This window comes from Campylobacter concisus (assembly GCF_003049735.1).
GTDB lineage: Bacteria > Campylobacterota > Campylobacteria > Campylobacterales > Campylobacteraceae > Campylobacter_A > Campylobacter_A concisus_AN.
Genome location: NZ_PIRM01000001.1, coordinates 19,620 through 34,069 on the forward strand (window position 1 = coordinate 19,620; position 14,450 = coordinate 34,069).

General features: G+C 37.7%; 15 protein-coding genes. 11 read left to right on the top strand and 4 right to left on the bottom strand.

Annotated features, from left to right (window positions below; genetic code table 11):
- Window positions 1-21 precede the first annotated feature (21 nt).
- On the bottom strand, window positions 22-195 hold the full coding sequence (locus CVS97_RS09280) for a hypothetical protein (protein ID WP_021091517.1): 174 nt from the start codon (window positions 193-195) through the stop codon (window positions 22-24).
- Window positions 196-441, bottom strand: a complete 246-nt coding sequence (locus tag CVS97_RS00115; protein WP_072594609.1) for a DNA-binding protein — start codon at window positions 439-441, stop codon at window positions 196-198. It lies immediately after the preceding gene.
- A 347-nt stretch (window positions 442-788) separates the two neighbouring features.
- Between CVS97_RS00115 and CVS97_RS00120 the strand changes: the two genes are divergently transcribed.
- The 4 genes from CVS97_RS00120 (at window position 789) to CVS97_RS00135 (ending at window position 4,585) form a co-directional block, all read left to right on the top strand.
- On the top strand, window positions 789-1,583 hold the full coding sequence (locus tag CVS97_RS00120; protein ID WP_072594685.1) for an HrcA family transcriptional regulator: 795 nt from the start codon (window positions 789-791) through the stop codon (window positions 1,581-1,583).
- Entirely contained in the window at window positions 1,580-2,122 is a 543-nt protein-coding gene (gene grpE, locus CVS97_RS00125; RefSeq protein ID WP_072594610.1) for a nucleotide exchange factor GrpE, read from the top strand. Before CVS97_RS00120 ends, grpE begins: the two co-directional genes overlap by 4 nt.
- Window positions 2,123-2,153: 31 nt before the next feature.
- Entirely contained in the window at window positions 2,154-4,028 is a 1,875-nt protein-coding gene (dnaK, locus tag CVS97_RS00130; RefSeq protein WP_072594611.1) for a molecular chaperone DnaK, read from the top strand.
- 125 nt (window positions 4,029-4,153) lie between these two features.
- Window positions 4,154-4,585, top strand: coding sequence for a trehalose-6-phosphate synthase (locus CVS97_RS00135; RefSeq protein WP_072594612.1), 432 nt, complete (start codon window positions 4,154-4,156; stop codon window positions 4,583-4,585).
- 51 nt (window positions 4,586-4,636) lie between these two features.
- Here CVS97_RS00135 and ppk2 read toward each other — a convergent pair whose 3' ends face one another.
- Window positions 4,637-5,446 carry a polyphosphate kinase 2 gene (ppk2, locus tag CVS97_RS00140; RefSeq protein WP_087578978.1) on the bottom strand — a complete coding sequence of 270 codons (810 nt, stop codon included), beginning with the start codon at window positions 5,444-5,446 and terminating at the stop codon, window positions 4,637-4,639.
- 105 nt (window positions 5,447-5,551) lie between these two features.
- On the opposite strand from ppk2, the gene dsbD reads away from it, so the two are divergent.
- Window positions 5,552-7,282 carry a protein-disulfide reductase DsbD gene (dsbD, locus tag CVS97_RS00145; RefSeq protein WP_107784661.1) on the top strand — a complete coding sequence of 577 codons (1,731 nt, stop codon included), beginning with the start codon at window positions 5,552-5,554 and terminating at the stop codon, window positions 7,280-7,282.
- Here dsbD and nth read toward each other — a convergent pair.
- Entirely contained in the window at window positions 7,275-7,907 is a 633-nt protein-coding gene (gene nth / locus CVS97_RS00150; protein WP_107784662.1) for an endonuclease III, read from the bottom strand. The genes dsbD and nth overlap by 8 nt on opposite strands.
- Window positions 7,908-8,002: 95 nt before the next feature.
- Here nth and CVS97_RS00155 point away from each other — a divergent pair, with 95 nt between their 5' ends.
- The 6 genes from CVS97_RS00155 to hisD are packed head-to-tail and all read left to right on the top strand — an operon-like array spanning window position 8,003 to window position 14,434.
- The gene (locus CVS97_RS00155; protein WP_103589547.1) at window positions 8,003-8,821 is read left to right on the top strand and encodes a peptidylprolyl isomerase; all 819 of its coding nucleotides are present in this window, start codon (window positions 8,003-8,005) and stop codon (window positions 8,819-8,821) included.
- Window positions 8,822-8,836: 15 nt separating this feature from the next.
- Window positions 8,837-9,901 (top strand): class II fructose-bisphosphate aldolase, encoded by a 1,065-nt coding sequence (gene fbaA, locus CVS97_RS00160; RefSeq protein ID WP_009294115.1) that lies wholly within the window; start codon window positions 8,837-8,839, stop codon window positions 9,899-9,901.
- Window positions 9,902-9,905: 4 nt separating this feature from the next.
- A complete protein-coding gene (locus CVS97_RS00165) occupies window positions 9,906-11,219 on the top strand; it encodes a MotA/TolQ/ExbB proton channel family protein (protein ID WP_107784663.1) in 1,314 nt (437 codons plus the stop codon).
- On the top strand, window positions 11,216-12,307 hold the full coding sequence (locus tag CVS97_RS00170) for an OmpA family protein (protein ID WP_107784664.1): 1,092 nt from the start codon (window positions 11,216-11,218) through the stop codon (window positions 12,305-12,307). The genes CVS97_RS00165 and CVS97_RS00170 overlap by 4 nt, the downstream gene beginning before the upstream one ends.
- Complete coding sequence (locus CVS97_RS00175) at window positions 12,300-13,145, top strand: pyridoxal-phosphate dependent enzyme (RefSeq protein WP_107784665.1); 846 nt, start codon at window positions 12,300-12,302, stop codon at window positions 13,143-13,145. Before CVS97_RS00170 ends, CVS97_RS00175 begins: the two co-directional genes overlap by 8 nt.
- A complete protein-coding gene (gene hisD / locus CVS97_RS00180; RefSeq protein ID WP_107784666.1) occupies window positions 13,142-14,434 on the top strand; it encodes a histidinol dehydrogenase in 1,293 nt (430 codons plus the stop codon). The genes CVS97_RS00175 and hisD overlap by 4 nt, the downstream gene beginning before the upstream one ends.
- The last annotated feature ends 16 nt before the right edge of the window (window positions 14,435-14,450 follow it).

Consider the following 14,450-nt stretch of genomic DNA (forward strand, 5'->3'; position numbering starts at 1 on the left):
TTCTGCTCAAATAATATAAAACTAATTTTTCTTGATTTTTATTTTTTTAATTCTGTCTTTAACAACGTAAAATTTTAAAATTGCACTCGAGTAAAAGTCTTTATAGAAACCTAAAAATTTAGGCTCTTTTTTAGTGCAGATAGCTGCAAACACACTCTCAAGGTCTATTCTCTCTTTTTGTGTCAAATTTTCCATCTATTTTCCTAATAACTTTCTCATCTTATTGATAACAAATAATATTTCATCGTCGTCAAGCTCACAAAGAAGTTTGCAAACTGCAGCAGCAGCTTGTGGCTTTGAGTTGCCAAGCCTCCAATCTTGATATGTTCTCATTGGTACACCAAGCTCTTCTGCCATTTTTGCTTGTGAAATTTTCTTACCGATATTTTTTGCCTCAACTGCATTGTGAAGCAAATTAAATATATCACTTGTTTCAATCATTAAATTATTATACGGATTATTTTATTAAATATACATAAAATAATATATAAATAATAGTAATACGTATAAATAAATTAAAAAATATTATATATTATACTATAAAACATTATATTAATACGTAATAACGTATAGAAATATTAAAAAGTAGAAGCAATATAAAAGACTTTTAAGTTTATTTACTTGTTTATTATAATTTTATTTTCGGAAAGGCTTATGCAATTAATATTAAAAAAGCTTAGTTATATAGACTAAATATATATAAATAAATTATTTTAACTTAAATACTTGACATTGATAAACTAAAGTTGTATAATCCGCTTAGCAATTAAAAAGAAAGAGTGCTAAAAGTGAGTAAAACAAATAAACGTGATTTGATACTAAATTCTATCATCGAGGCTTATTTGCAGGACAATATGCCTATTGGTTCAAATGAGCTTGGTTCTCGTATGAGCGCAGCTATTCCGGCTTCTACGATACGCGTTTATTTCAAAAAGCTTTCAGATGAGGGCGAGATTACAAAGCTTCACATTAGTGGCGGTCGGATCCCAACAATTGCAGCGATGAGAAGATATTGGAGTGAAATTTTTGCTATAAGCGATATAAATTTAGAGATAAATGATGCCGAAGGGCTGAAAAAGCTATGTGATGAATTTGAACTTTATTGTATGATTTTTGGCACAATCGATAATGAATTGCTAGAAATTTTAAATTTAAATGATAGATATACGATCTTAAATTTTGGCGAAGATGAGATCGTTATTAAATTTGATGCTAGGATGTATAAATTTTTAAGTAATCTTGTTGGAGTTAGTTTAAACAAGCTTGAGCTTATCTGCTCTCAAGTTGGCTTAAGCGAACTAAAAAGTAAAATAAGAGAGCTTAAAAGGACTAAAATTTACTTCCAAGAAAACGAAATTTTAGCCTTTGATATGTTTAAGGATAGACGTTTTAAGATGGTTTTTGACCCAAGTTTTAGCTTACAAATGGATGAGAAACTTACATTTTCTCCTATGTTTGATGAAAATTTTATGGGCCTCAAATTTAGTGCGAACTATCTTGGCAACGAAGCACAGATGATCTGTGCTGGCAGTATTTATACTGATTATGTGAAATTTATAAATCTAATAAAGGAGGCTGCGTGAGCGAAGAGGTAAAAGAGCAAAACCTACCTGAGGTTGAGCCTGTGCAAGAACTAGCTAATGATAGTGTAAATTTGGACGCACTTGGCGATATTTCAAAGGTTGAAAAACTTGAAAAAGAGCTCGGGGAGATAACTGATAAATATTATAGAGCAAATGCTGAGTTTGAAAATATCAAAAAGCGTTATGAAAAAGAAAAGACAGACGTTGCAAGCTATGCAAATGAGAAATTTGCTAGGGACTTGCTACCAGTCATCGATGCTCTTGAGATCGCTGCAAATTTTGATCCAGAGGATGATGAATTTGCTAAAAAGATCAAAGAGGGTATTTTGATAACTATAAATCAGTTTAAAAAATGCTTTGAAAAGCATGGCGTGAGCGAGATCGCAACTGATACCGAGTTTGATCCAAATGTACATAATGCTGTTTTAAGGGTCGATAGCGAGGAGAAGCAAAGCGGTCAGATCGTGCAAGCTTTACAAAAAGGCTATATGATAAATGGTAGGGTTTTGCGCCCAGCTATGGTCAGTGTGGCAAACTAAATTTAAAAAATAAATCTAATAAAGGAAAAATATGTCAAAAGTTATAGGTATAGACTTAGGTACAACAAACTCTTGTGTGAGCGTTTTTGAGCGCGGCGAGAGCAAGGTTATCCCAAATAAAGAGGGTAAAAACACAACTCCATCTGTTGTTGCTTTTACAGACAAAGGTGAAATTCTAGTAGGTGACGTTGCAAAACGTCAAGCAGTTACAAACCCTGAAAAAACGATATATTCTATCAAACGTATCATGGGTTTGATGAGCAATGAAAAAAATGCTGAAGAGGCAAAGGCTCGCTTGCCATATCATGTCGTAGATAGAAACGGCGCTTGCGCGGTTGAGATCGCTGGTAAGGTCTATACTCCGCAAGAAATTTCAGCAAAAATTCTCATCAAACTAAAAGAAGACGCTGAAGCATATCTTGGTGAAAAGGTAACAGACGCGGTTATCACCGTACCTGCATACTTTAACGATAGCCAAAGAAAAGCTACAAAAGAGGCTGGAACGATCGCAGGACTAAACGTGCTTCGTATCATCAACGAGCCAACAGCTGCGGCACTTGCTTATGGTCTTGATAAAAAAGAGGCTGAGAAAATTTTAGTTTATGACCTAGGTGGCGGTACATTCGACGTTACAGTGCTTGAAACTGGCGATAATATCGTTGAAGTTTTGGCAACCGGTGGTAACGCATTCTTAGGTGGTGATGACTTTGATAACAAGATCATCGACTGGCTAGTAAGTGAGTTTAAAAACGAAACTGGTATCGATCTAAAAGGCGATATCATGGCACTTCAACGCTTGAAAGAAGCAGCTGAAAATGCTAAAAAAGAGCTAAGCTCAGCTCAAGAGACTGAGATAAATTTACCATTTATCACAGCTGATGCGACTGGTCCAAAACACCTTGTTAAAAAGCTAACTCGTGCTAAATTTGAGGGCATGATCGACTCACTTGTGGGCGAGACTATCACTAAGATAAATGAGGTAACAAAAGACGCTGGTTTAAATAAAAGCGACATCAAAGAGGTCGTAATGGTCGGTGGCTCAACTCGTGTACCACTCGTTCAAGAAGAGGTTAAAAAGGCATTTGGTAAAGAGCTAAATAAGAGCGTTAATCCAGATGAGGTCGTAGCTATCGGTGCTGCTATCCAAGGCGCTGTTATAAAAGGCGACGTAAAAGATGTGCTACTTCTTGACGTAACTCCACTTAGCCTTGGTATCGAAACACTTGGCGGCGTGATGACAAAGATCATCGAAAAAGGTACAACCATACCAACTAAGAAAAGCCAAGTCTTCTCAACTGCTGAAGATAATCAAAGTGCGGTTACTATTATGGTTTTACAAGGTGAGCGTGAGTTTGCAAGAGATAATAAATCACTTGGAAATTTCAACCTCGAAGGCATCCCAGCAGCTCCAAGAGGCGTACCTCAAATAGAAGTTGAGTTTGACATCGACGCAAACGGAATTTTAACCGTTTCAGCAAAAGATAAAGCAACTGGCAAAGCTCAAAACATCACTATCTCTGGATCAAGCGGCTTAAGCGAAGAAGAGATAAACAATATGGTAAAAGATGCTGAGCTTCATAAAGAAGAGGACAAAAAACGCAAAGACGCAGTTGAGGCTAGAAATCAAGCTGACGCACTAGTTCATCAAACTGAAAAGAGCATGAGCGAGCTTGGCGAGAAGGTCCCAGCTGAGGATAGAAGCAACATCGAAGCTGCGCTAAACGATCTAAAAGAGGTCTTAAAAGATGAAAATTCTTCAAAAGAGCAAATCGATGCTAAAGTAGAAGCTCTAAGCAAAGCTAGCCATAAACTAGCAGAAGCTATGTATAAAAAAGATGAAAACGCTGGAGCAAACGGCGGAAATAATAAAAAAGACGACGATGTTATAGACGCTGAAGTCGAGTAAAACTCCTAGAGCAGGGCACTTGCCTTGCTCTTTTATAAATTTATCTTCATAAATTCTTAAAATTGATTCAAAATAAGTATTTTAAATAGTTAAAATTTATATAATGCCAAACAAAAAGGCAAAAAATGTACTTATTTTTTCTGATTACTCATTTAATTTGTGCCATTGTATTTATAGGATACGTATTTTTCGATGTTTGTATATATCCATTTGCTAAAAAAACGGTTGATACTAAAACCCTTGAAATAGTTAAAAAAGCCTACACAAAAGGTAGTGCAAAGGTTTTTGGCACGGCATTTTTATTGCTTTTAATAAGTGGCGCTTATATGGCAAAAGACTATTTTGGAGGCGAGCTTGGCTGGTGGCAAAGCAACTTTCAAAAGCTATTGCTTGTAAAAATTTTTGTTTTACTCATAATGTGCCTTGTAACTTTTATCTCTGTTTTTAATGTCATTATTTTAAAAAAGCCTGATCCATTTGGTAAATTTTCACATTTAATAGCTCTAGTGCTTTGCCTAATAATGGTCATTTTAGCAAAAGTAATGTGGTGGGCTTAAAAATTTAGCTAGCAAATCTAAGCAAATCGCCAGCTAGAAGTTAAAAATTCTTTAATCGATACTCTTTAACTTATCTTTATTTAGCCCTTCTTCTATGCGTTTTATCTCTTCACTTCCATCTCTTACGACGTTTTTGTCAAATTCTAAGTAATCATTTATCTTTTTTGGATATTCAACGTGACTTAGGATAAATTTAAAGACATTTAGCCTAGCTTCTTTTTTGTTATCGCTTGAGACGATGACCCATGGTGAAATGCTATTGTGAGAGGCAAGAAGCATCGAATATTTAGCGATAGAGTACTGATCCCAAAGTTCTTGTGCTTTTTGATCAACGGGTGAAATTTTAAATTGCTTTAATGGATCATTTTGCCTCTCTTTGAAGCGTTTTTTCTGCTCATCTTTTGTGATTGAAAGATAAATTTTAAAGAAAATTATGCCGGAGTTTATGATCATCTCTTCAAATTTTGGCACTTCACGTAAAAATTCCTTATGCTCTGCTTGCGTGCAAAAGCCCATCACTGGCTCAACGCCAGCTCTATTATACCAGCTCCTATCAAAGATCACGATCTCTCCGGCACTTGGCAGATGAGTCACATATCTTTGAAAATACCACTGCGTTTTTTCGACATCACTTGGCTTAGCAAGCGCTACTATACGGCAACCCCTTGGATTTAGATGCTCGGTTAAGCGTTTTATCGTTCCTCCTTTACCGGCTGCGTCGCGCCCTTCCATTAGCATGAGCACTCTAAGGCCTTTTTCTTTTACGTAATTTTGAAATTTTAAAAGTTCAATTTGAAGCAGCCTAAGCTCTTCCTCATAGCCAAGCTTCTCGCTTTTTTGGTGTTTTTTGTCTTTTGACATCTTTGCTCCTTTAAAATTTCACATATTTTCACGATTTTACAATAAAATAGAATAAATTTAAGAATTTAGACTAAAATCATCTTTTTTAATTTAGCAAGGATTAGTATGTTTTTAAAATTTCTTTTTTCGCTCATTTTGTTTGCAGGCTCGCTTTTTGCTGAGGTTTTAGATGTTAGCAAAGCCTTTGTTTTAACTCCAAGCGTTGATAGTCAAAATGTTGAAGTGAAGTTTAACTTTGGTGAAAATATCTATCTTTATAAGGAGAGTTTTGAGATTAAGCTAGCTGGCAAAAAGATAAATGAGCTATTAAATTTGCCAAGTAGTGAAAATACGGGAGAATACGAAATTTATCCAAAAGATTTTTCGATTTTTATCCCATTAAATTTGGTAAAAGAAAATCTTTCAAATGGCAAAGCAATACTTGACATTAACTATCAAGGCTGTGCTAAAAACGGCATTTGCTACCGTCCACAAAGCAGAATTTATGAGATAACTGACCAAGCTGGAAAATTTAGTATCGCCACTTTTAAAAAAGAGCAAAAAAGCGATACCGACAGCTTTGCTGAAGAATTTTCTAGCGAGCAAGATATCGCAAATGGGCTTGGAGATAAAAATTTTTTTATCTCACTTCTTACTTTTTTTGGTTATGGTCTTTTGCTTTCACTAACACCTTGCGTCTTTCCGATGATACCGATACTTTCAAGCATAATCGTCTCAAAAGGTGCTAATTTAAATGCAAAAAAAGGCTTTTTATTATCATTTATTTATGTTGTCGCGATGAGTTTAGCTTACGCATTAGCTGGAGTGGCGGCTAGTCTGCTTGGCTTTGGTGTCGCAGGAGCTTTGCAAAACATCTATGTGCTCGGCGCTTTTGCAGCCATTTTTGTTATTCTAAGCTTTAGCATGTTTGGATTTTATGATATAAAATTGCCAGCAAAATTTGAAAATTTGATAAGTAAAAAATCGCAAAATAGCTCAGGCTATGTTGGAATTTTTATTATGGGTTTTGCCTCAGCTCTCATTGTGTCGCCTTGCGTTGCAGCACCATTAGCGGGCGCACTTCTTTATATTGCCCAAAGCGGAAATGTCTTTTATGGTGGCGTTATGCTTTTTGTCATGGGGCTTGGCATGGGCGTGCCACTACTTATTATCGGGCTAAGCTCTGGAAAGCTCTTGCCAAAACCTGGTAGTTGGATGGATGAAGTGAAAAAATTCTTTGGTTTTTTAATGCTCATCATGGCAGTTTGGATCCTTGCGCGTGTGCTCGGAGAATTTTTTGAGCTATTAGGATATGGCATTATAGGCGTTTTTATGGCGGTTTATTTTGGGGCATTTGAAGTAGCAGAGCAAAGCTGGGCTAAGTTTAAAAAAGCGTTTTTTATCTTGGTTTTTATATATTCAGTTATGCTAATAGTTGGTTCATTTTTGGGCTCAAAGGAGGCTTTTTCTCCACTTTCTGGACTAAATTTGGCAAAAAGTGATAGTGCGTTAAAATTTAATTCCGTTAAAAATTTAGATGAACTAAATGAGGTAATAAAAAACTCAACCAAACCCGTTCTAGTAGATTTTTATGCTGATTGGTGTGTAAGCTGCAAAGAGATAGAAAAGATCACTTTTAAAGATAGTGATGTTATAGATGCTTTGACAAATTTTACACTTATTCGTATCGATGTAACAAATGGCGGACCACAAAATGATGAAATGCTAAGAAATTTTGGGCTTATTGATCCGCCTGCACTCTTGTTATTTAATGGTGGCAACGAGCTAAAATTTCTTAGAACTATCGGTTTTATAGATGCTAAAAATTTTCTAGCAAAGCTTGAGAAAATTAAATAATCTTGTCCTTGCTGTTACAAAGATCATTTAAAATACACTCATGGCAAAGCGGTTTTTTGGCTTTACAGGTGTAACGTCCAAAGAGCACCATGGCTTGATGAAGCTTGCCAAGATCTGTTTTAAAGGCATGGCTAAGATCAGCTTCAGTAGCTTCTGGCGTTTTTGCATAGCTAAGATCAAGCCTGTGTGCCACTCTAAAAACATGCGTATCAACAGCCATAACATTTGCATTTGTAGCTTCTAAAAGCACGACATGAGCGGTCTTTTGTCCAACTCCAGCAAGCGCTTTTAGCTTCTCTTCATCAAGTGGAATTTCTCCATTATAAAGCTCAACCACGCTGTTTGCCATTTTGATCAAATTTGCAGCCTTGTTATTAAAAAAGCTGCACGAGTTTATCATGAGTTTTAGACTTGCTAAATTTGCACTAGCTAGCTCATAGACATCTTTATACGCTTCAAATAAAGCTGGAGTTATTAAATTTACTCTTTTGTCGGTGCACTGGGCTGAGAGCATGACACAGACAAGTAGCTCATATAAATTTCTAAATTTAAGCTCGCTTTTGGCGTCTTTAAACTCTTCTAGAAGTCTTCTTTTTATCTCTAAAATATCTTTTTTTGTTCTCATTTTCGTATTTTATCTTATTTTCTTAAGTTAAATGAAAAGTTATCGCTTTATTTGATATAATCTTGCCCATAAAATCAATTTTTTAAAGGATTTATATGAAAAAATTTTTGTTTCCAGCAGTTTTAAGTTTAGCGGCAGCTGTTACTCTAAATGCAGCAGTAGTTGCAACAGTTGATGGTGATGCTATAAGCGATAGCGATATTTCAAGCCTTTTATCGGCAGCTATGCCAGGATTTGACGCTAGCAAGCTTCAACCAAATGAGAAAAAACGTATAATCGACGATCTAATAAATAGAAAACTTCTTTTAAAAGATGCTAAGTCAAGCGGTATCGAAAAAGATGTAGAGTACATCAAAGCTGTAAAAGCAGCACAAGAAGGTATCGCAGTTGAGCTTTATATGAGAAAGCTTTTTGACGGTATCAAAGTAAGTGATAACGAGCTAAAAGATTTTTACAATAAAAACAAAGCAAGTATGAACGAGCCAGCTCAAGCAAAAGCAAGACATATCCTAGTTGAAGATGAAAAAACAGCAAACGACATCATCGCTCAACTTAAAAATTTAAAAGGTGAGGCGCTAACTAAGAAATTTGCAGAGCTTGCAAGCCAAAAATCAATCGACAAAGGCTCAGCTGCACATGGTGGCGCACTTGGCTGGTTTGGTCAAAGCCAAATGGTAAAACCTTTTGCAGACGCAGCATTTTCAATGGCCAATGGCACAGTTTCAACTAAACCAGTTAAAACTCAGTTTGGTTACCATGTTATCTTAAAAGAAGATGGTAAAGCTGCTGGTACTGTAAGCTTTGAGCAAGCAAAACCAGAGATCGAGCAAGCTGTAAAAATGGAGAAATTCCAAGCTGCTGTTAGACAAAAAAGTGAAGCTCTACGCCAAAAAGCAAAGATAGAATACAAATAAAATTTGGAGGATAAAATGGGCGTTTTAGATATCGTAAAACCTGGTGTTTTAAGCGGAGATGATGTAACAAAACTTTATGCTTATGCCAAAGAGCAAGGTTTTGCAATACCTGCTGTAAATGTCGTAGGCAGCGACTCGGTAAATGCTGTTTTAGAAGCGGCAAAGGTTGCTAACTCGCCTGTTATCGTTCAGTTTAGTAATGGCGGTGCAGGTTTTTACGCTGGTAAAGCCTGCGAAAATGCAGCCGTTCTTGGTGCGATCGCTGGAGCAAAGCATGTTCATTTACTAGCCAAGGCTTATGGCGTGCCAGTCATTTTACACACTGACCATGCTGCTAGAAAGCTTTTGCCTTGGATAGATGAGCTAGTAAAAGCAAGTCATGAGTATAAAAAAACTCACGGCGTGCCACTTTTTAGCTCTCACATGCTTGATCTTAGCGAAGAGAATATCAACGAAAATTTAAGCACGTGCGAGAAGTATCTAAAAGAGCTTAGCGAGCTTGGCATTAGCCTAGAGATCGAGCTTGGCGTCACTGGTGGTGAAGAGGACGGCGTAGATAACACAAGCGTTGATAACGCACTTCTTTACACTCAGCCAGAGGACGTCGCGCTTGCTTATGAAAGACTAAGCAAGATAAGCGATAAATTTAGCATCGCGGCTAGTTTTGGCAATGTCCATGGTGTCTATAAACCAGGCAATGTCGTGCTAAGGCCAGAAATTCTTAAAAACTCACAAGCCTATGTGGCAAAGAAATTTAATACAAAAAGCGACAAGCCAGTAAATTTTGTATTTCATGGCGGTAGTGGCAGCGAGCTAAAAGATATCAAAAATGCTGTAAGCTACGGTGTTATCAAGATGAACATTGACACCGATACTCAGTGGGCTTTCTGGGACGGCGTGCGTGAGTATGAGGCTAAAAATAGAGCATACTTGCAAGGTCAGATCGGCAACCCAGAGGGCGACGATAAGCCAAATAAAAAATACTACGACCCAAGGAAATGGCTAAGAAGTGGCGAGGAGAGCATGGTTAAGCGTCTTCAGACTGCTTTTAGCGACTTAAACTGCCTAAATAGGAACTAATCCTATGCAAAATCAAAATGATTTTAGTGAGCTAAGCGTACCAAAAGAGCGCCAAGCTCACTCTTTCTTTGTCTTTTTTAAAGTTATCTTTATTCCTTTAGTTATCTACATTTTGGCAATACTAGCGTATCTTGGCGTTATAAATTTTCAGATGAAGCTTCACACCATCGTGATGATGGGCGTTATACTCTTTGTTGCTTTTATATTTTCTCGCCACAGCGCCTTGGTCGCTTACTCAAATTTCTTAGCAAATGCTAAAGACTACAAGATAAGGCTAAAAGAATTTATCATCGCTCACCTTTTTGAAATTTCAAGCGTCAAAAAGGCAAACGCTAAATTTGAAGATTTTTTTGAGAGCTATACAAGAAATTTTAGAAATGACAACCTAGCAAATATCGGTCAAGCAGTCTTTCCTATGCTTGGAATTTTGGGCACATTTATCAGTATCGCTATCTCCATGCCAAGCTTTAGCTCAAGCACCGCAAACGGCTTAGAAAAAGAGATCGCTATACTGCTAAACGGCGTGGCTACAGCATTTTATGTATCGATATACGGCATATTTTTAGCACTTTGGTGGATGTTTTTTGAAAAGATTGGCATTAGTAAATTTGAGAGATTTTACAGCGAGCAAAAAGAGCTAAGCCGTGAGTTTTTCTGGCAGGAAAATGAGCTAAATGCAAATTTCATGAAAGCAAGTGTAGGCTACTTTAAAGACAGTAATGACGCCTTTAAAATGGTGCTTGATGATAAATTTGTAAAAGAGCTAAGCGAGCAGACAAATGAGAAATTTAACAGCTTAAAAGAGCTTTGCGAGGTTGAAAAAAATATCATCAATCAAAGCAAGGCAGAGCTTAGCGCAAGTCTAAAAATGCTAAATGAATCTGGGCTAAAACAAGATGAATTTGTAAAAATCCACTCCGATATATTAAAGGCAGTTGGCGCATTTTCTAATGCCTTTAAAGATATGGAGGTTAAAATTTTAACCGAGCATGCAAAGCTTGGCGAAATTTTTAGTAGAAATTTAAACGCCACAAAAGAGAGCCAGCTTAAATTTGAGCAGACCATAAAGAGCTTTGACAAGGTTTTAAGGGAATTTTCTTACTCGCTCATGAAAGAACAAAATGACGCACTAAAGGAATTTAGAGCCTCGCTCGTGGAGAGTGCGACGATATTTAAAGCCGCGTATGAGCAAGAGGGCAGGAGCTTGGAGCGTGAAAAAGAGCGTGAGAGCCTCATTGCTGAGCTTAAGAAGAACATAGACGAGATCGATAAAGAAGCAAATTCTGTAATAGAAAAAATCGAAAATCTAGTGCAATGAAAATAAACAAAAATAACGAGGATCAATCGAGCTTTTGGGTTTCGTACGCAGACTTGATGGCGGGTCTGCTCTTTGTTTTTATGCTACTAATCGGCGCTGTCGTCGTAAAATACGTCCTAACTCAAAACACCCTTGAAAATAAAGAGCAAGCCATCATCACAGCACTAGCAAATTTAAAAGATGCCCAGGGTAAAAATTTCACCCTTGAAGAGCTAAATGACGCCCTAAAAAGCGAGCTTTCAAAGATAAGCGACGAAAATATAAATTTGAAAAAATCAAATGAAATTTTTGTTATCCAAATAGACGCTCTAAAAGAAAAACTAGCCCAGCTCATAGAGGAAAACAAGGACGCAAACGCGAGCATAAAAGAGCTAAATGCTAGCGTTTTTGATCTAAATCAAAAGATGATCGTGCTAAATGATGAAATTTCATCAAAAGATAGAGCACTTAGTGACGCAAACGAAAGCAGTGAGAAAAATTTAGCTAAGATCGCCTTTTTGCTCGAGCAAGTGAGCCAAAGAGAGGCTAGATATGACGAGCTTTTAAGGGATCTAAACGTCACTCGTGATAGAGTGAAAAATTTAACCGGTATCAGAGTAAAAGTGATCTCAGCTCTAAAGGATAGGCTGGGATCTAGCATCGAGATCGATCCAAACTCGGGTGCGTTAAAGCTTAGCTCCTCAGTACTTTTTGATAAAGGAAGTGCGGTCTTAAAAGAAGAGGTCAAAGAGGAGCTAAAGGCCACGCTTAGTAAATATTTCGACGTGCTTTTAAATGATAAGGATATCGCGTCAAACATTGATCAAATTATAATTGAGGGCTTTACGGACAGCGATGGAAGCTATATTTATAACCTAGAGCTTTCACAAAAAAGAGCTTACGCGGTGATGGAATTTATAAATTCATTTAGCGATGATGCGCGCCTTAGAAAGCTACTCGTGGCAAGCGGACGAAGCTACAACGAGCTAGTTTTTAAAGACGGAGCCGAAGACAAAGACGCTTCAAGACGCATCGAGATCAAATTTTCACTCTCAAACAAAGAGGCTATCAACGAGATAGAGAAATTTTTGGAGTTTAAGGGTGATTGAGCGGGTTGTTCTTAGGGGGCGAGAGTTATGGCTTTTAAGAGATGATCTGCTAGGCGAGTTTAACGGTAACAAAGCAAGAAAACTAGAGTATTTTCTAAAGGCTGATCTAAGCGGCATCCAGGCCATCGTGTCTCACGGCTCAAGCCAGTCAAATGCGATGTATAGTCTAAGTCTTTTTGCCAAGCTAAAGGGGCTTAAATTTTACTACGTCGTCTCTCATCTAAGCTCAAATTTAAAGCAAACTCCAGTTGGAAATTTCAAATTTGCACTTGAAAATGGTATGGAAATTTTTGTAAAAGAGGAACGTGATAAATTTGCCAAAGAGCTGGCAAAGAGCCAAAATGCGCTCTTTATAAATGAAGGTGTGGCACAGAGCGAGGCCGAGCTTGGCTTTATCACGCAAGCAAATGAGATAAATGAGTGGAGCAAAAAAAGTGGCATAAGGCCTGATATATTTTTGCCATCTGGCACAGGCACTAGTGCATGCTATCTGGCAAAGCATACCGATCTTAGGGTTTTTACAACTCCTTGCGTGGGGGATGGAGACTATCTAAAAAAGCAAATTTATGAGCTAGATAAAGATAGCAAAGTGCAAATTTTAAATCCGCCAAAGAAGTATCATTTTGGAAATTTATACAAAGAGCTTTATGAAATTTGGCTAGAGGTTTGCAAAAGCGGCGTGGAATTTGACCTAGTGTATGACCCTGTTGGCTTCATCACGCTTTTTGCAAATTTAAATAAGCTTGGGGATCAAATTTTATACATCCATCAGGGTGGAATTTTAGGTAACATTACACAAAGACAAAGATATGAGAGAAAATTAAAGGAGCATAAATGAAATTTTTTCATAGTAGTGACGCTGATTTTGAGAGTAAATTTTTACAGCTGGTTAAACGAAGTGATAATGACATGAGTGCTGTAATGCCGGTGGTTGCTGGAATAATAGATGAGATAAGAAAAGATGGCGATAGTGCACTTTTTGCGCAGATAGCTAAATTTGATAAATTTAGCGTTATAAGTAAAAACGACATAATAATCGACGTTAAAGAGATGGAGGCCGCCTATAATTCGCTAGACAATGCTTTAAGAGTAGCTTTAAATTTAGCTCACGATAGGATAAAAAGCTATCATGAACGCACAAAGCCAAGCGACTGGACATATAAAGATGAGCATGATATCTTGCTTGGTGCAAAATACACAGCGGTTGACCGCGCAGGCCTTTATATCCCAGGTGGCAAAGCGGCTTATCCTAGCTCGCTTCTTATGAATGCGATCCCAGCGATCGTAGCCGGCGTAAAAGAGATTGTAGTGTGCACTCCAGCGCCAAATGGCAAGGTAAATACCTTGCTTCTTGCGGCAATGCACCTTTGTGGCATAAAGACAGCCTTTAAAATAGGAGGTGCAAGTGCTATTGCGGCGATGGCATACGGAACTGCAACGGTGCCAAAAGTAGATGTCATCACAGGACCTGGCAATATATACGTAGCGACTGCTAAAAAGCTAGTTTATGGCGACGTAAATATTGATATGATCGCTGGTCCAAGCGAGATAGGCGTCATCGCTGATGACAGTGCTGATCCTCGTCACATAGCTATCGATATGCTCTCTCAAGCTGAGCACGACGAGATCGCAAGCGCCTTTTTGATAACGCCAGTAGAAGCTTTCGCAAGGGCAGTACAAAGACACATCGAAGATGAGCTAAAGACACTAAAACGTGAGCCGATCGCAAGTGCAAGCATAAGAAATAAAGCTGCAATAATAGTGGCAAAAGATTTGAAAGAGTGTTTTGCCCTCATGAATGAGCTTGCTGTTGAGCACCTAGAGATCGCTACAAACGATGCTTTAAGTTATATCGATGATGTGACTCATGCGGGCGCTATATTTTTTGGACACTTTACGCCTGAAGCGATGGGAGATTATATCGCTGGACCAAATCACACATTACCAACTGGCGGAAGTGCGAGATTTTACTCGCCGCTTGGAGTTGAAAATTTCATGAAGCGAAGTTCGATCATTTCAGTGAGTAGAAAAGGTATCATGCATCTTGGCAAATCATGCATGCAGCTAGCTGAAGCTGAGGGGCTAACCGCTCATAAAAAATCAGTCGCAGTGAGGCTAGAAGAGTAAAGAAAAAATGGATTTT